We start from the raw sequence: 14,064 nt of genomic DNA, 5'->3' as shown, positions 1-14,064 counted from the left end.
CCGGTTGACGGCGGCCCGTCTCCTCCGCATAAGCCCGAAAGAGGGCGCAGAATGCTGACGAAAAAAGGAAAATACGGTCTCAAGGCGGTGGTGCACCTGGCGCGCCTGCCGCCGGGCGCCTCCACGCAGGTGGCGGACATCGCCGAGGCCAACAACATCCCCAAGAAGTTCCTGGACGTCATCCTGGGTGAGCTGCGCAACGCCGGCTTCCTGTCCTCCAAGAAGGGCAAGCTCGGCGGCTACCGTCTCGCCAAGGCGCCAGAGGACATCGTGGTGGGCGAGATGATCCGCGCGCTGGACGGGCCGCTGGCGCCCTTCCCCTGCGCTAGCCGCAATGCCTACGAGCCGTGCGAGGATTGCGACGTCACCACCTGCGAGGTGCGCCTGCTGATGGTGCGCGTGCGCGATGCCATGGGCACCGTGCTCGATACCTACACCCTGGCGCAGATGCGCGACCTCTCCCAGGAGCAGCTCACCTCCTTCGTCGACTACATCTGAGGGCGTTTCGCCCTCACTGCTGGGCGGCGAGGAAGGTGCGGAACCGGGCCAGCGCCACGGCGAAGAACAGCAGGCCCATGCCGAAGGTGGCGGCAAAGCGCGGCCACACGGTCTCGATCCCCGCCCCGCGGTAGAGGATCGCCTGCGCGAAGGCGACGAACTGGGTGGACGGCGAGAACTGCATGGCGGTCTGCATCCACACCGGCATGCTCTCCAGCGGCGTGAACCCGCCCGACAGCAGGTTCATAGGCAGCACGGTCAGGAAGAACAGCAGGCCGAACTGCGGCATGGACCCGGACAGGGTGCCGAGGAAGATGCCCAGCGAGGCGGTGAAGAACAGATAGAGCGCGGCCCCCGCGAGGAACAGCGGGATGGAGCCGGCGATCCCCATGCCCAGCCCCCATTTCAGCACCACGACGATGCTGAACGCCGCGCCTACGAGAATGACGGCGCCGTTGGCGAGGATCTTCGCCAGCATGATCTCCGACGGGCGCACGGGCAGCACCAGCAGGTGCTCCAGCGTGCCGTGCTCGCGCTCGCGGATGAGGGCGGCGCCGGCCAGCAGCACCGACAGCATGGTGATGTTGGTGATCAGCCCCATGGTGCCCGTGAACCAGGAGGATTCGAGCCCCTGGTTGAAGGCGACGCGGATCTGCAGGTCCACCGGCGTCGCCACCCCTTCCGAGTGGCGCAGCACGAACTGGTTCACCTCCTGCTGGAAGATGGCGGAGATGTCGTTGGCGCCGAGCCCGGCCTGCATGAGGGCGGTGGCGTCGATGAGCAGCTGGACGGAGGGGCTGCGGCCGGCCAGCACGTCCGACTGGAAGTCCGGCGGGAAGTTGAGCACGAAGGTGTAGCGCGCCGAATCCATGCCCTTGTCCACGTCCTGGGGCGCGAGCGGGACCGGCCGCTGGAAGCGCGGCGGCAGGAAGCCGTTGAGGATGGCGTTGGAGAGGGGTGAATTGTCCTCGTCCACCACGCCGACGGTGGCGCGGTTGAGGTCGTGCTTCATGCCGTTCGCCTGCAGCACGATGGCGAGGCTGAAGGCATAGACCACCAGCACCAGCAGCGAGCGGTCGCGCCACAGGCTGATGAGTTCCTTCCCCACCAGGTTCCACACGTTGCTGGCGAAGCCGCGCCAGCGGGGCGGGCCCTTGCCGGCGGCCGGGCCAGGGCCGGCGGTGGCCGGCGAAGGGGTGGAGGAAGCGCCGACCATCATCGCTCCTGTTTGCGCAGGATGACATAGGCGAGCCCCAGCAGGGCCGGCCAGAAGGCGGCGGTGGCGAGGATGAAGGGCGTGAGCTCGGCGAAGCCGAGGCTCTTGGTGAAGGCGCCGACGCTGATGCGCATGAAATAGGTGGTGGGGAAGAAGGTGCCCACCACCCACGCGCCGCCTTCCAGCGTCGCCACCGGCTGGAGCAGGCCGGAGAACTGGCTCGCCGGCATCATGGTGCCGATGGCGGTGCCGAACAGGGCCGCCACCTGGGTGTTGGTGAGGGTGGAGGAGACGAGGCCGATGGCGGTGGTGGCGAGCACATAGGCGAAGGCGCCCAGGGCCAGCCCGGCGAAGGAGCCCTTCAGCGGCACGCCGAACAGGAACAGGGCCATGAGCACCATGACCAGGAAGTTGAAGAAGGCCACGCCCACATAGGGGGCCTGCTTGCCCAGCAGGAATTCCAGCTTGGTGACCGGCGTCACGTAGAGGTTGGTGATGGAGCCCAGCTCCTTTTCCGTCACCACCCCCAACGCGGTGAGGATGGCCGGGATGAAGATGAGCATCAGCGCGATGTTGGCCGGCACCATGGCATCGAGGCTGCGGAACGACTGGTTGTAGCGGTAGCGCATCTCCAGCGAGGCGAGCGAGGTGAGGCTGCGCCCCGCGGCCTGCGCCGCGTCCGACAGGAACAGCGCGTGCACCGCCGCCACATAGCCCTGGATGGTCTCGGCGCGGAACGGCATGGCGCCGTCGATGGTGACGAGGATTTCCGTGGGCCGGCCCGAGCGCAGGTCCGCGCCGAAATTGGGCGGGATCTCGATGGCGAAGGCGATGGCATTGGATTTCAGCCGCCGGTCGAGGTCTTCCGGGTCCTTCAAGGGGGGCTGGACGTTGAAATAGGTGGAGTGGGCGAAGCCGTCGATATAGGCGCGGCTCTCCGGCGTCTGGTCGCGGTCGAGCACGGCGAAGCGCAGCTTGTCCACGTCGAGGGTGATGCCGTAGCCGAAGATCACCATGAGGAGCGCGGTGCCGAGCAACGCAAACGCGAGGCGCACCGGGTCTCGCTTCAGCTCCAGCGTCTCGCGCCAGGCATAGGCGGCGAGGCGGCGGGGGGAAAAGGCGGCCGGCTTGCGCGGCTCCGCGGCGGGAGCGGGCAGGCCGGCTTCGGCCTTCGCCTGCCGGCCGCCCATCTCCATATAGGCGATGAAGGCTTCCTCCAGCGTTGGCGCGCCCTTGGCCTCCTTCAGCTCCAGCGGCGTGCCGGTGGCGATCACCTTGCCCGCATGCATGAAGGAGATGCGGTCGCACCGCTCCGCCTCCCCCATGAAGTGGGTGGAGACGAAGATGGTCACCTTCTCCTCCCGCGAGAGGCGCTGGAGATGGTCCCAGAAATTGTCCCGCGCCACCGGGTCGACGCCCGAGGTGGGCTCGTCGAGAATCAGCACCTCCGGCTCGTGCAGCACCGCCACCGCCAGAGACAGGCGCTGGCGCACGCCCAGCGGAAGGCCGTCCGAGAGGTCGTCGAGGTGGGCGGTGAGGTCGAAGGCGGACACGAGGTCGGCAATGCGCGCCTGGGCCGCCGCCTCCGGGAGGGAGAAGAGGCGGGCGTGCAGCTCCAGGTTCTGCCGGACCGTGAGCTCCCCGTAGAGCGAGAAGGCCTGGCTCATGTAGCCGACCCGCCGGCGGGTCTCGATATCGGTGGGGTCCACCGGCACCCCGAACAGCAGCGCCTCCCCCGATGTCGCCGGCAGGAGACCGGTGAGCATCTTCATGGTGGTGGACTTGCCGCAGCCGTTCGATCCGAGGAAGCCGAAGATCTCCCCGCGGCGAATCCTGAAGCTCACGTGATCGACGGCGACGAAGTCGCCGAAACTGCGCGTCAGGTCGCGGGATTCGATGGCGATGGCCGCGTTGACATCGACGATGTCAGGATGGGTCGGCCCCTCGCTCTCCCCCCGCCGGTCCTCGGGCAACAGGGAGATGAAGGCGCGCTCCAGATTTTCCTGCCCCGTGCGGGCGAGAAGCTCCGCCGGGCTCCCGTCGGCGAGGATGCGCCCGGCCTCCATCATCACCACCCGCTCGAAGCGGGCCGCCTCCTCCATGTCCGCGGTGGCGACGAGCAGGGTGAGGCGCGGCCGGGCGGCGCGGATGGTCTCCACGAATTCCCAGAACTGCCGGCGGGACAAGGGATCGACGCCGGTGGTGGGCTCGTCCAGCAGCAACAGGTCCGGGTCGTGTACCAGCGCGCAGCACAGGCCGAGCTTCTGTTTCATGCCGCCGGAAAGCTTGCGCATGAGCCGGTCGGCGAAGGGGTCGAGCCCGGTCGCGGCGAGCAGCGGGGCGACGCGCGCGCCCTTCTGTGCCGCATCCTCGCCGAACAGCCGGGCGAAGAAGGCGATGTTCTCCGCAACCGTCAGATTCGGATAAAGATTCCGCCCCAGCCCCTGGGGCATGAAGGCGATGCGTGGCTGGGTGTCCTCCCGCGCCCGGCGGCTGGAAAAGTCCGCGCCCAGGACCTCCACCTGACCCTGCTGGATGCGCTTGGCCCCGGCGATGAGGCCGAGGAGGGTGGACTTTCCCACCCCGTCCGGCCCCACCAGAGCGACGGACGCGCCCTCGGATATGGCAAGGTCGAGCCCCGCCACCGCGAGCGTCCTGCCGTAAAGGTGGCGGATGCCGGCGAGGCGGATGGCGTCCGCGCGCGGCCCCGGATCCGTATCGTCACGCACTCCGCCTTCACTCACTTGGCGGCCCCGCGCACGAGGTCGGAATCGAGCCAGGACGGCCATTGCGCCTTGGGATCGGTCCGCACGTAGCCGACGCCGGTGATGCCGGTCTTCACCTGCTCCAGATACTTCTCCACCAGCGGCCGGGCGATGCGCAGCTTCACGCGGAACATCATGCGGTCGCGCTCGCGCTGGGTCTCCACCTGCTTGGGCGTGAACTGGGCGCGGGCTGAGACGAAGGAGACGCTGGCCGGCACCGCCCGGTCGGGAAGCGGCTCCAGCAGCAGGCGCGCCTCAGCGCCGAGCGCCACGCTGCCGGCCTCCGCCGCGGGGAGGAAAATGGTCATGTAGACATCGGAAAGATCGATGAAGGTCAGCACCTTGCCGCCCGCAGCCAGCACCTCGCCCGGCTCGGCGAGGCGATAGATGACGCGGCCGGACTTGGGGGCGACGAGGGTTCCGTCCTCCACCAGCCGGGTGAGGCGCTCGACCTCCGCCTCCGCGGCGCGGATGGCGGATTCGCTCGCGGCCAAGCTGCTCTGGGCCGCCGCGAGCGCAGCCGCCGCCGTGAGCTTGGTGGTGCGATACTGGTCCACCTTCTGCTCGGTGGCGAAGCCCTTGGAGACCAGAATCTCCTGCCGCTCCAGTTCCTTGGTGGCGAGATCCAGCTCGCCCTTCCGCTGTTCCACCACGTGGCTGGCGGTGTCGCGGGACTGGCGCGCCTCGCTCGCCCGCGCCTCCGCGGTGCGCAGGGCCGCCGCGGTATCGGCGACATCCATATGGGCGACAACCTCGCCCTGGCGCACGAAGTCGCCTTCCTCCACCAGCACGTCGAGCACGCGGCCCGCGGCCTTGGTGGCTACGTCCACCTGCGTCGCCTCGATCCGGCCGTTGCCATAGGCAAAGCCCGGTGGAACCGCCCGGCTGCGGGAGGCAAGGTACCAGGCGCCGGCCCCGCCCGCGCCAGCGAGGGCGGCGATGAGGGCGATGATGACCAGCGTGCGCTTCATGTAAGGACACCCTTTCGGAGGGGCAGACGCACCCGTGGAGGTGTCGACGAAGGATCGTCACTCCCGCGGGGCTTCGGGAACGAACCTATATCATCACAAACTACCGCAGTGCAGCAGTCGGGCGTTGATCAAGGTCAACAGCTTATGTGCCCGCGTCCAGCCTTTCCTGCAACGCCACGGCGCCGGCGGGATTGCGCACCTTGGCGCCGCTGATGAGATAGAGAAAGACATCCCGCGCGCCCGATCCCGCCTTGGCGGCTGGACCGAGCGGCGCCAGGCCCTGGGGCGTGCTGCCCCGTTCCCAGGCGCGGGCGGCTTCGGCCCATCTCGCCAGCCCTGCGGCGTCATAGCCGGTCTCCACCTCCTCTCGCGTCCGTTGCAGGCGGGCGTAGGTGAAGTCGGCCGTCACGTCGGCGATGGCGGGATAGCTGTCGTGGTCGGCGAAGACGATGGCAACCTTGTGCTCGCGCGCCAGTGCCACGAACGCAGCGCACGCGAAGCTGGGGTGGCGCACCTCCACCGCATGGCGCAGCCGCACGCCGGCATGGCTTTCGGGCAGCAGGGCGAGGAAAGCGGCGAAATCGTCCGGGTCGAAGGCTTTGGTGGCGGCAAACTGCCAGTTGATGGGGCCGAGCCGGTCGCCCATCTCCACGATGCCGCTGGCGATGAACTTGCCGATGCTCTCTTCCGCCTCCGCCAGTATCCGGCGGTGGGTGACATAGCGCGTCGCCTTCAGCGCGAAGACGAAGCCGTCCGGCACCTGCCGCGCCCAGTCGGCGCAGGATTTGGCCGAAGGCGTGCGATAGAAGGTGCCGTTGATCTCGATGGTCTTCAACTGCCGGCCGGCGAAGGACAGCTCCTTCGCGTGCGGCAGGCCCAGCGGGTAGAAGACACCCCGCCAGGGCTCGAACGTCCAGCCGCCGATGCCCACCCGGATGGTCATGCCCGTTTCTCCTTCCGCCGGGCCCGCTCAGGGCAGCGGCAGGACGTGGGAGTATTTCACCTGTTCCAGCGCGAAGGAACTCTCGATGGAGGCGATGCCCTCGAGCCGGGTGAGCTTCTGCTTGAGGAAGCGCTCATAGGCATCGAGGTCGGCCGCCACCACCCGCAAGAGATAGTCGCGCGGGCCGGTCATCAGGTAGCATTCGAGCACTTCCGGCCAGGCGCGGATGGCCGCGGCGAAGGTGTCGAGGGCCTCCTCCCGCTGCCGTTCCAGCTTGATGGAGACGAACACGCTCACCGGCAGGCCGGCCCGTCGCTGGTCCAGCACCGCCACGTAGCGGGAGATGAGCCCGGCCTCCTCCAGCGCCCGCACCCGCCGCAGGCAGGGGGAGGGGGAGAGTCCCACCTCCTCCGCGAGATCGGCGATGCTCATGCGGCCGTCGCGCTGGAGGGCAGCGAGGATCTTCCGGTCGATGGCATCAAGGCGCACGAACACGCTCCAGGCAGGCGAATTCTTGGCAGAATATGCCTCCACGGCGGCTTCGTTAAGCAGGATTTGAGCGAAAGCGCCTCGCATTCCGGCGTAGCATTCCATCAAGCGGCGTGCCCGCGTCTGGCGCGTCGCACCGGTGAAGGAAACGCCCATGTCCCGTTCGACGGATCCCGCTCCCCTCCGCCCGCGCCCGTCCGCGCCGAGCGCGCAGGACATCGCCCTTCTCAGGGAGCTGGAGCGCAAGGTGCTCTGGCTCGCGAGCTGGATGATCCACAACGCCAACCACGTCCGCCCCAATGCGGATGGCCTGAAGGTCGGCGGGCACCAGGCGTCGTGCGCCTCCCTCGCCTCCATCATGAGCGCGCTCTATTTCCATGTGCTGCGCCCCGAGGACCGGGTGGCGGTGAAGCCCCATGCCAGCCCCGTCTTCCACGCCATCCAGTATCTGATGGGCCGGCAGACCCGCGAGCGGCTGGAGAATTTCCGCGGCTTCAAGGGCGCGCAATCCTATCCCTCCCGCACCAAGGATGCGGACGACGTGGATTTCTCCACCGGCTCCGTCGGGCTGGGCGTGGCGCAGACGCTGTTCGCCAGCCTCGCGCAGGATTACGTGCACGCCCACGGCCTCGCCGGCGGGCGGCCCAAGGGGCGGATGATCGCCCTCGTGGGCGATGCCGAACTGGACGAGGGCAACGTCTTCGAGGCCCTGCTGGAAGGCTGGAAGCACGAGGCGCGCAACACCTGGTGGATCATCGACTACAACCGCCAGAGCCTCGACGGCGTGGTGCGCGAGGGGCTCTACGAGCGCTTCACCGGCATCTTCGAGGCCATGGGCTGGCAGGTGGTCGTGCTGAAGTACGGCACCCTGCAGCAGGCCGCCTTCGCCGAGCCCGGCGGCGAGGCCCTGAAGCGCTGGATCGACACCTGCCCCAACGCCGAATATTCCGCCCTCACCTTCCAGGGAGGCGCGGCCTGGCGCAAGCGGCTGATGGACGACCTCGGCGACCAGGGGGACGTTTCCGCCCTCATCGCCCGGCGTTCGGATGCCGAGCTGTCGGCGCTGATGACCAACCTTGGCGGCCATGACATTGCGAGCCTTATCGGCGCCTTCGACGCCATCGACCACGACCGGCCCGTCGCCTTCCTCTGCTACACGGTGAAGGGCTTCGGCCTGCCGCTCGCCGGCCACAAGGACAATCACGCCGGGCTGATGACCCCCGCCCAGATGGAGGCGCTGCGCGCCGCCATGCACGTGGCCGAGGGGCGCGAATGGGAGCCCTTCGAGGGGCTGAAGCGCCCGGCTGCCGAGCTGGAGGCGTTCCTGGCGCGCGCGCCCTTCTTCCAGGGCGGCACGCGCCGCTTCACCGCGCCGGCGCTCGACGTGCCCGCCATCGCTCCGCCGCCCCATGAGGCCCTTTCCACCCAGGCGGGCTTCGGCCTCATCCTGCAGGACCTCGCCAGGGGGGACAGCCCGCTGGCGAGCCGCATCGTCACCACCTCGCCGGACGTGACCGTTTCCACCAATCTCGGCCCGTGGGTGAACCGGCGCGGCCTTTTCGCCCACGAGGCGCTCGCCGACGTGTTCAAGCGCGAGCGCATTCCTTCCACCTTCGCCTGGGAGTTCTCGCCGGAAGGACAGCACGTGGAGCTGGGCATCGCCGAGATGAACCTGTTCCTCACGTTGTCGGCCTTCGGCCTCTCCCATTCCCTGTTCGGGGCGCGGCTCGTGCCGGTGGGCACGCTCTACGATCCCTTCATCTGCCGCGGGCTCGATGCCCTGAACTATGCCTGCTACCAGGATGCGCGCTTCATCCTGGTGGCGACCCCCTCCGGCATCACGCTCGCCCCCGAAGGCGGGGCGCACCAGTCCATCTCCACTCCCCTCATCGGCATGGCGCAGGATGGCCTCGCCGCCTTCGAGCCGGCCTTCGTGGACGAGCTGGCTGTGCTGATGGAGTTTGCCTTCGACTACGTCCAGCGGGACGGCGAGGCCGCGCCCGACGAGCGCAACTGGCTCAGGGATGAGACCGGTGGCTCGATCTACTTCCGCCTGTCGACCCGCGCTCTGGAGCAACCGAAGCGCCGGCTCACCGAGGCGCAGCGACAGGGCATTGTCGATGGCGCCTACTGGCTGCGGGAGCCGGGCCCCAATTGCGATGTGGTGGTGGCGGTGCAGGGCGCCGTGACGCCGGAAGCCATCGACGCGGTCGCCCTCATCGCCGAGGACCGGCGCGACGTGGGCCTGCTTGCCGTCACCTCCGCGGATCGCCTCAACGCCGGCTGGACGGCCGCCGGCCGCGCCCGTGAACGCGGCTTTGCCGGCGCGATGAGCCATGTGGAGCGCTTGCTGGAGCCGCTGCCGCGCCATTGCGGCATCGTCACGGTCATCGACGGCCATCCGGCGACGCTCGGCTGGCTGGGCGCCGTGGCCGGCCATCGCGTGCGGGCCCTGGGGGTGGAGCATTTCGGCCGGACGGGCACGCTGTCGGACCTCTACGCTTATTACGGTCTCGACACCGCTGCCATCGTCGCGGGCGCCCAGGCCATCTCGACCGGGCGCCCGCTTCGGCACCTGAAGGCGGTGTGAAGCTTCCCTCCGGGTTGGAGGCCGCACCGGCGCGTTGCGGCGGCGCTCGCCGCGGCGGATGCTCCGGTGTTCAGCGGCCGGGGCGAGGTCTTCGACGATCGTCATGGCCCGCCCGGTCCAATTGGCATGTCTCGATGTGAGGCTGGGCGTTCCGAAGGGGGCTCGTGGAGCAGCAGCCGGGCTGTCTCGCCGCCGGTCTGGGTGCCGCCCGGCCGGGACCCTCCCTTGGGCCGACGCCCCGCATCCCGTCCGTTCTCACGACGCCACCCGCCGACCAGCTCACGGTCTCCCGGGATGGAGAGGCGCGGGCCGGCCGCCGGTGATCTGCGCCCGCCCCTTTCACCCCCAAGGCACCGGCCTCGAGGAGCGTCGGCGCAGCCTGTGTTGGAAAAGCCGGAGGGGATGTTTCGGGATGACTTGTCGATCCTGTTCCCGTCCGCTAGAAGCGCAGCACCACACGTCGGTGCCCGAGGCATCGCGTCCTCGCGGAGAGGTGGCAGAGTGGTCGAATGCACCGCACTCGAAATGCGGCATACGGGCAACCGTATCGGGGGTTCGAATCCCCCCCTCTCCGCCAGTTTCCTGTTTCAGGCAATCTCCCGAAGCTCCAGAATGGAGCGTCTGCAAGGCTTTTCTTCCGCCTTTGTGGCTCTTGCTGCCTCACGCAATGCCCCTAGATTGCTGTTTTGGGTTGGGGCGGCGTTGGGGTTAAGCCCGTTGGGACCTAAGTCGCCGAAGCTGAGTCCGTATGGCTGTTGCCCTCAACCGCTTGAAACCCCGGCAAGTTGAAACCCCGGCAAGTGCAGGCCATCAGAGCGTCCGGCCGACATGCCGATGGGGCGGCCTCTACCTCGTGGTGGACCAATCGGGCGCGCGGCGTTGGGGTGTTCCTCTTTCGCCGGAAGGCCATGTGATCCGCAACGGGTTGCGGCGGCAGGATGCCGAAGGGCAACGGCCCGCATAAGATGCTCACCGGAGCACCGCGACGCTGCATGCGACTTGCGGTCTGCGATGCTCCGGGCTCGCACCCGGGCTGCGGCGTGCCCGGGACGAGTGGAACAGGGGTCAGCGACGCAGCCCGCGCGCGGGGGCTCCCGGCGCGGACGTCTGCGTCGCCGCGGTCTTCTCGGCACGACCGGGAAGCAGCCGGGCGAACGACGTCTCATTGTCGTCGTTCCAGATGACCTTGTCGCCGGCGAGCGCCACCAGCACGCAGTTCCAGCTCATTTTCTTGCCGTCGTCGAGCTCGTAGGCGAAGCAGAGCTTGTTGCCGGCGACGCGCCAGTAGCCACGGTAGGCGTCGTTCTTGTTCTGCCCATAGATGACGCCATTCGGGCTGAGGTATTCCGCATAGAACTCGCCGTCCTCGATGCCGACGATGGTGTTTCCCACCATGCGCGAATGGATCTCACCCGCCGTAAGCTCGAGGTCTGACGCGTGAACACCTGTCACCGCCAGAGCAAGCATCGCCGAAGCTAGGAATTTCATGGCACGCTCTCCTCAATTTGCCGCGATGAAATGGGCAAGGTAGGGGTAAATGGTGACCCCGAACTCGAGCGTGAGAACCAGGAGAATGGACATCTCCAGGCGGTTGTTGAGGGACCATTGCGCGGCGTCGATGATCCTCGTGTTGAGCGTCTCGTGATATTCGAAGGCGAAATCGAGGGGTTCCCCGAGGCCCTCCAGGCGGTCGTAGAGATCGGCTTGGAGCGCAAGCTCCGCGAACAGCCGCTTCGAGCCGGCCTTCAGCGTCGTGTCGAGCTGCTCGAGGGCCGCATCGTTGTGCAGGGCGCGGCTGTTCATCTCCGTCACCTGCTCGGTCATGAGGCCGACCTCGTTGCCGTCGCGGCGCAGGTCGCTGGACCGGACCGTATGCGTGAGCCTTACGTTGCGGTGGATCGAGGCCCAAACGGCCGGCATCCCGGCCTCGATCTCACAGGTGTCGCGCTCCAGCACGGTGAAGCGGATGACGGCGTCGCGCGCATCCTCGAACTGATCATGGGTCGCATAGATGACCGCGACCTGATCGGTCCACACCACCCGCGCGGTGCGAAGGCCTGCCCTCACGACCCTGGCGCCGTTGCGCGAGCCTTCCAGGGGGATGCCCTCCAGCCAGGCGGCATCGGCATCCTCGTTGGCGAGCGGCGGCATCCAGAGCAGGGCCAGCGAGCTGCCGCCGCTGTCGGTGGTGGTGAGGGGGGGCACCGAAGCGTCGACCGGTTCGGCGACCACATGGACCTGGCGCGGCTCGCGCACGGTCAGGACGTCGGCGTTGGCGAGGGATGATCCTACGCCCGGCGGACGCGTCTGGAAATGCAGCCGCCACGCGCGGGCTTCGATGTCAATGGATGGGACGGTGAGTGCGCGTTGCATGGTCTTGTCCTTTCCCAAGTGCGGCTTCAGGACATCGCGGTGGCGTCGGTGGCGGGGAGCGCCACCGGAACACGGTCGTCATCGTAGAGATGCTCAGCGATGATCCGTGCGGCCTCGGCGGCCGCGGCGAGGTCCTGGGAAGCCGTTTTCTCGCTTGTTTCGTAGATGCAGTAGCGCAGGCTCTCGGAGTCTTCGTACCGGGCGCTGGGCGCGACGCCGGCGGCCACGGAGCGCCGCCAGGCGGTTTCGAGCCGGACCGGATCGGTAAGCGCGAAGCGGAAACCGAGGGACTGAAGCAGGTCCGACCAGCCCCACCGCGACGTGAGAGTCTTGATGCCGGCCAGCAGCTCGTATCTTTCAATGACCTCGATCGGCAGATCGCTGGTCACCGAGCCCAGGATGAAGCCGCGCCGGGTGACGCGCCGGATTTCCGCCAGCACTTCGCTGAGCTGGTCCCGCTCGATCCGGCAGAGGCCGGTCTCGATCACCACGTCGAAGGAGGAATCCGGGAAGGGCAGGTGGTTTGGATAGGCCCGCAAGTTGTACTTGCGCCGGCGTATCGACGTGCCTTCCCAGGCGGCGCGGCAGGGCTCGACGCCGACGGCATCGAAGCCGATCGACCTCAGCTCTCCCACGAGCTGGCCGGAGCCCGAGCCGATGTGGAGGATGCGATGGCCGGGGCGGATGCCCCAGGCGACATCAAGGAGCTCCGCGAGATAGCCGGCCCCCAGCCCGCCCGCCCGTGAGGCATCCGTGCTCCTGGCGGGGTCGCTCTGGTTGGCGCTCACCGGCAGAGACTGCGCCCGGCGCCGGGCGAGCACCTCGCTCAGCACGATGTCGGAGGCGGCGTCGGCGGAATCGAGCACGCCATTCAGCGTGGCATCGAACATGTAGTCGCCGACCACCAGAAGGCCGGGGAGCTGCTTGGCCGCGGGCCGGTGGTTCACAAAGGCCGAGCGCACGGGATAGCCGCCGGGAATGGCGTTCACCGAGGCCATCCAGCGGTGGATCCGGCGGTCGATCAGCAGCTTGCGGGCGTTCCCGAAGGCGGGGGGCAGGGCATCGAGGCAGAGCCGCTCGATTTCCTCGTCCGGCATGTTGGCGAGCCCCAGGGCGGCGTTGCCGGCGATGAGGAAGCCCAGGGCTCCCCATGGACCGATCGGCGTGCGGGCACCCTCGTCATAGGCGCAGCAGCCGTCGAAGGCGTCCAGCATCCACCAGGCGCCGGAAATGTGCTCGCGCCAGAACGGCCGCTCGAACAGGAGGGTCGCGCGCAGATAGTGGCCGGGCCGGTCGAAGTAGTCGATGTGCCGCGCCATCGCCGCCTGCAGGTGCGGTGAGCGCCAGTCGATGATGGAGAGCGCGGTCAAGGGCAGCGCGACGACCACGTAATCGGCCACCACGGTCTCCTGGGTGCCGTGGGCGCACAGGCCGAGCTGAAAGCGGCCGTCAAACAGGGGAGTAATCGACTTCACGGTCGCCCCGAGCCGGATTTCGGCGTCGATCTGGTCGGTCAGCCGCTCGACGATCTGCTCGTTGCCGCCGATCACCGAGAAGACGTCCATGTAGCCGGGGACGTCCATCAGCACGTTCTTCAGGAAGGTCAGCCCGTTGGTGAGATGTGGCGGTGCCGCGACGTCGCTGTGGGCCATGATGCGCACGTAGCGCCGGGCCACGTCGTCGTCGATCTCCTGGTGCAGGGTGTCCTCACCGGATTTTCGGGCCCAGGCATGGCGATTGTCCACGTTCCGGGTGCTCGAGTAGAAGTCCTGCTGGTTCAGAAGGTCGGAGCACTTCTGGCGGAACGCTTTCACCTGATCTCGCGCCTGCGCGCCGAAGATCTCTCCAAGATGGTCCACGTCATGAATGATGTGGCCGTCGAAGATGCAGGAGCCGCCGGAGATGTGGCGGATCTCCAGCCCGAGTTCCGTCTCGATCAGGGTGCGCAGGGGGTCGGGGCCGAGGGCCGAGTAGTCGTAGATTTCTGCGACGCCCGCCTCATAGGGGCCGACGCCTGCAAATTCTCCGGTTACGATCTTGCCGCCGAGACGTTCGCTGGCCTCATAGATTGTGATCTTGCAGGCATTGCCTAGCTTTTCCGCCAAATGCCACGCGGTGAACAGGCCGCCCGGCCCGCCGCCGACGATGGCCACCGTGCATTCACTGGGAACGCTTCTGCGGAACTTGGCCGGGGACGTGACATATCGCATTGCCGCCTC

Annotated in this window: 10 protein-coding genes and 1 tRNA gene; 3 read left to right on the top strand and 8 right to left on the bottom strand. The window is 68.0% G+C overall.

All coding sequences use genetic code 11. The features are described 5' to 3' along the window. Positions 1 to 51 precede the first annotated feature (51 nt). Positions 52 to 498, top strand: a complete 447-nt coding sequence (locus V5F59_RS20545) for an RrF2 family transcriptional regulator (RefSeq protein WP_393982653.1) — start codon at positions 52 to 54, stop codon at positions 496 to 498. 13 nt (positions 499 to 511) lie between these two features. On the opposite strand, the gene V5F59_RS20540 is transcribed toward V5F59_RS20545, so the two are convergent. From V5F59_RS20540 to V5F59_RS20520, 5 genes are all read right to left on the bottom strand, one after another. Further along, complete coding sequence (locus V5F59_RS20540; protein ID WP_393982652.1) at positions 512 to 1,714, bottom strand: ABC transporter permease; 1,203 nt, start codon at positions 1,712 to 1,714, stop codon at positions 512 to 514. Next, positions 1,714 to 4,443: a ribosome-associated ATPase/putative transporter RbbA gene (gene rbbA / locus V5F59_RS20535; RefSeq protein ID WP_393982651.1), complete on the bottom strand. Its 2,730-nt coding sequence runs from the start codon at positions 4,441 to 4,443 to the stop codon at positions 1,714 to 1,716. The genes V5F59_RS20540 and rbbA overlap by 1 nt, the downstream gene beginning before the upstream one ends. Positions 4,444 to 4,454: 11 nt before the next feature. Beyond that, positions 4,455 to 5,450 (bottom strand): HlyD family secretion protein, encoded by a 996-nt coding sequence (locus V5F59_RS20530; RefSeq protein WP_393982650.1) that lies wholly within the window; start codon positions 5,448 to 5,450, stop codon positions 4,455 to 4,457. A 142-nt stretch (positions 5,451 to 5,592) separates the two neighbouring features. Further along, entirely contained in the window at positions 5,593 to 6,393 is an 801-nt protein-coding gene (locus V5F59_RS20525) for a DUF72 domain-containing protein (protein WP_393982649.1), read from the bottom strand. A gap of 27 nt (positions 6,394 to 6,420) precedes the next feature. Then, positions 6,421 to 6,825: an Lrp/AsnC ligand binding domain-containing protein gene (locus tag V5F59_RS20520; RefSeq protein ID WP_509211237.1), complete on the bottom strand. Its 405-nt coding sequence runs from the start codon at positions 6,823 to 6,825 to the stop codon at positions 6,421 to 6,423. A gap of 211 nt (positions 6,826 to 7,036) precedes the next feature. Between V5F59_RS20520 and V5F59_RS20515 the strand changes: the two genes are divergently transcribed. After that, positions 7,037 to 9,472 (top strand): thiamine pyrophosphate-binding protein, encoded by a 2,436-nt coding sequence (locus tag V5F59_RS20515; protein WP_393982647.1) that lies wholly within the window; start codon positions 7,037 to 7,039, stop codon positions 9,470 to 9,472. 487 nt (positions 9,473 to 9,959) lie between these two features. Beyond that, a tRNA-Ser gene (locus V5F59_RS20510) sits at positions 9,960 to 10,049 on the top strand. A 488-nt stretch (positions 10,050 to 10,537) separates the two neighbouring features. Here V5F59_RS20510 and V5F59_RS20505 read toward each other — a convergent pair. From V5F59_RS20505 to V5F59_RS20495, 3 genes are read right to left on the bottom strand one after another with little or no spacing between them, the layout of a single operon-like run. After that, positions 10,538 to 10,960 (bottom strand): hypothetical protein, encoded by a 423-nt coding sequence (locus V5F59_RS20505; protein ID WP_393982646.1) that lies wholly within the window; start codon positions 10,958 to 10,960, stop codon positions 10,538 to 10,540. Positions 10,961 to 10,972: 12 nt separating this feature from the next. Next, positions 10,973 to 11,845: a hypothetical protein gene (locus V5F59_RS20500; protein WP_393982645.1), complete on the bottom strand. Its 873-nt coding sequence runs from the start codon at positions 11,843 to 11,845 to the stop codon at positions 10,973 to 10,975. Between the two features lie 26 nt (positions 11,846 to 11,871). After that, positions 11,872 to 14,055: an FAD-dependent oxidoreductase gene (locus tag V5F59_RS20495; protein ID WP_393982644.1), complete on the bottom strand. Its 2,184-nt coding sequence runs from the start codon at positions 14,053 to 14,055 to the stop codon at positions 11,872 to 11,874. Positions 14,056 to 14,064: the final 9 nt, after the last annotated feature.

The organism is Xanthobacter nonsaccharivorans, from assembly GCF_043194755.2.
Taxonomy (GTDB): domain Bacteria; phylum Pseudomonadota; class Alphaproteobacteria; order Rhizobiales; family Xanthobacteraceae; genus Xanthobacter; species Xanthobacter autotrophicus_G.
This window is presented reverse-complemented; position numbering and strand designations above follow the sequence as displayed.

Bases quoted from the DNA above. Each gene is read 5' to 3' on its own strand.
- V5F59_RS20545 (WP_393982653.1), top strand. From the start codon at position 52: ATGCTGACGAAAAAAGGAAAATACGGTCTCAAGGCGGTGGTGCACCTG.
- V5F59_RS20515 (WP_393982647.1), top strand. From the start codon at position 7,037: ATGTCCCGTTCGACGGATCCCGCTCCCCTCCGCCCGCGCCCGTCCGCG.
- V5F59_RS20540 (WP_393982652.1), bottom strand. From the start codon at position 1,714: ATGGTCGGCGCTTCCTCCACCCCTTCGCCGGCCACCGCCGGCCCTGGC.
- V5F59_RS20530 (WP_393982650.1), bottom strand. From the start codon at position 5,450: ATGAAGCGCACGCTGGTCATCATCGCCCTCATCGCCGCCCTCGCTGGC.
- V5F59_RS20520 (WP_509211237.1), bottom strand. From the start codon at position 6,825: ATGAGCATCGCCGATCTCGCGGAGGAGGTGGGACTCTCCCCCTCCCCC.
- V5F59_RS20500 (WP_393982645.1), bottom strand. From the start codon at position 11,845: ATGCAACGCGCACTCACCGTCCCATCCATTGACATCGAAGCCCGCGCG.
- V5F59_RS20505 (WP_393982646.1), bottom strand. From the start codon at position 10,960: ATGAAATTCCTAGCTTCGGCGATGCTTGCTCTGGCGGTGACAGGTGTT.
- V5F59_RS20495 (WP_393982644.1), bottom strand. From the start codon at position 14,055: ATGCGATATGTCACGTCCCCGGCCAAGTTCCGCAGAAGCGTTCCCAGT.
- V5F59_RS20525 (WP_393982649.1), bottom strand. From the start codon at position 6,393: ATGACCATCCGGGTGGGCATCGGCGGCTGGACGTTCGAGCCCTGGCGG.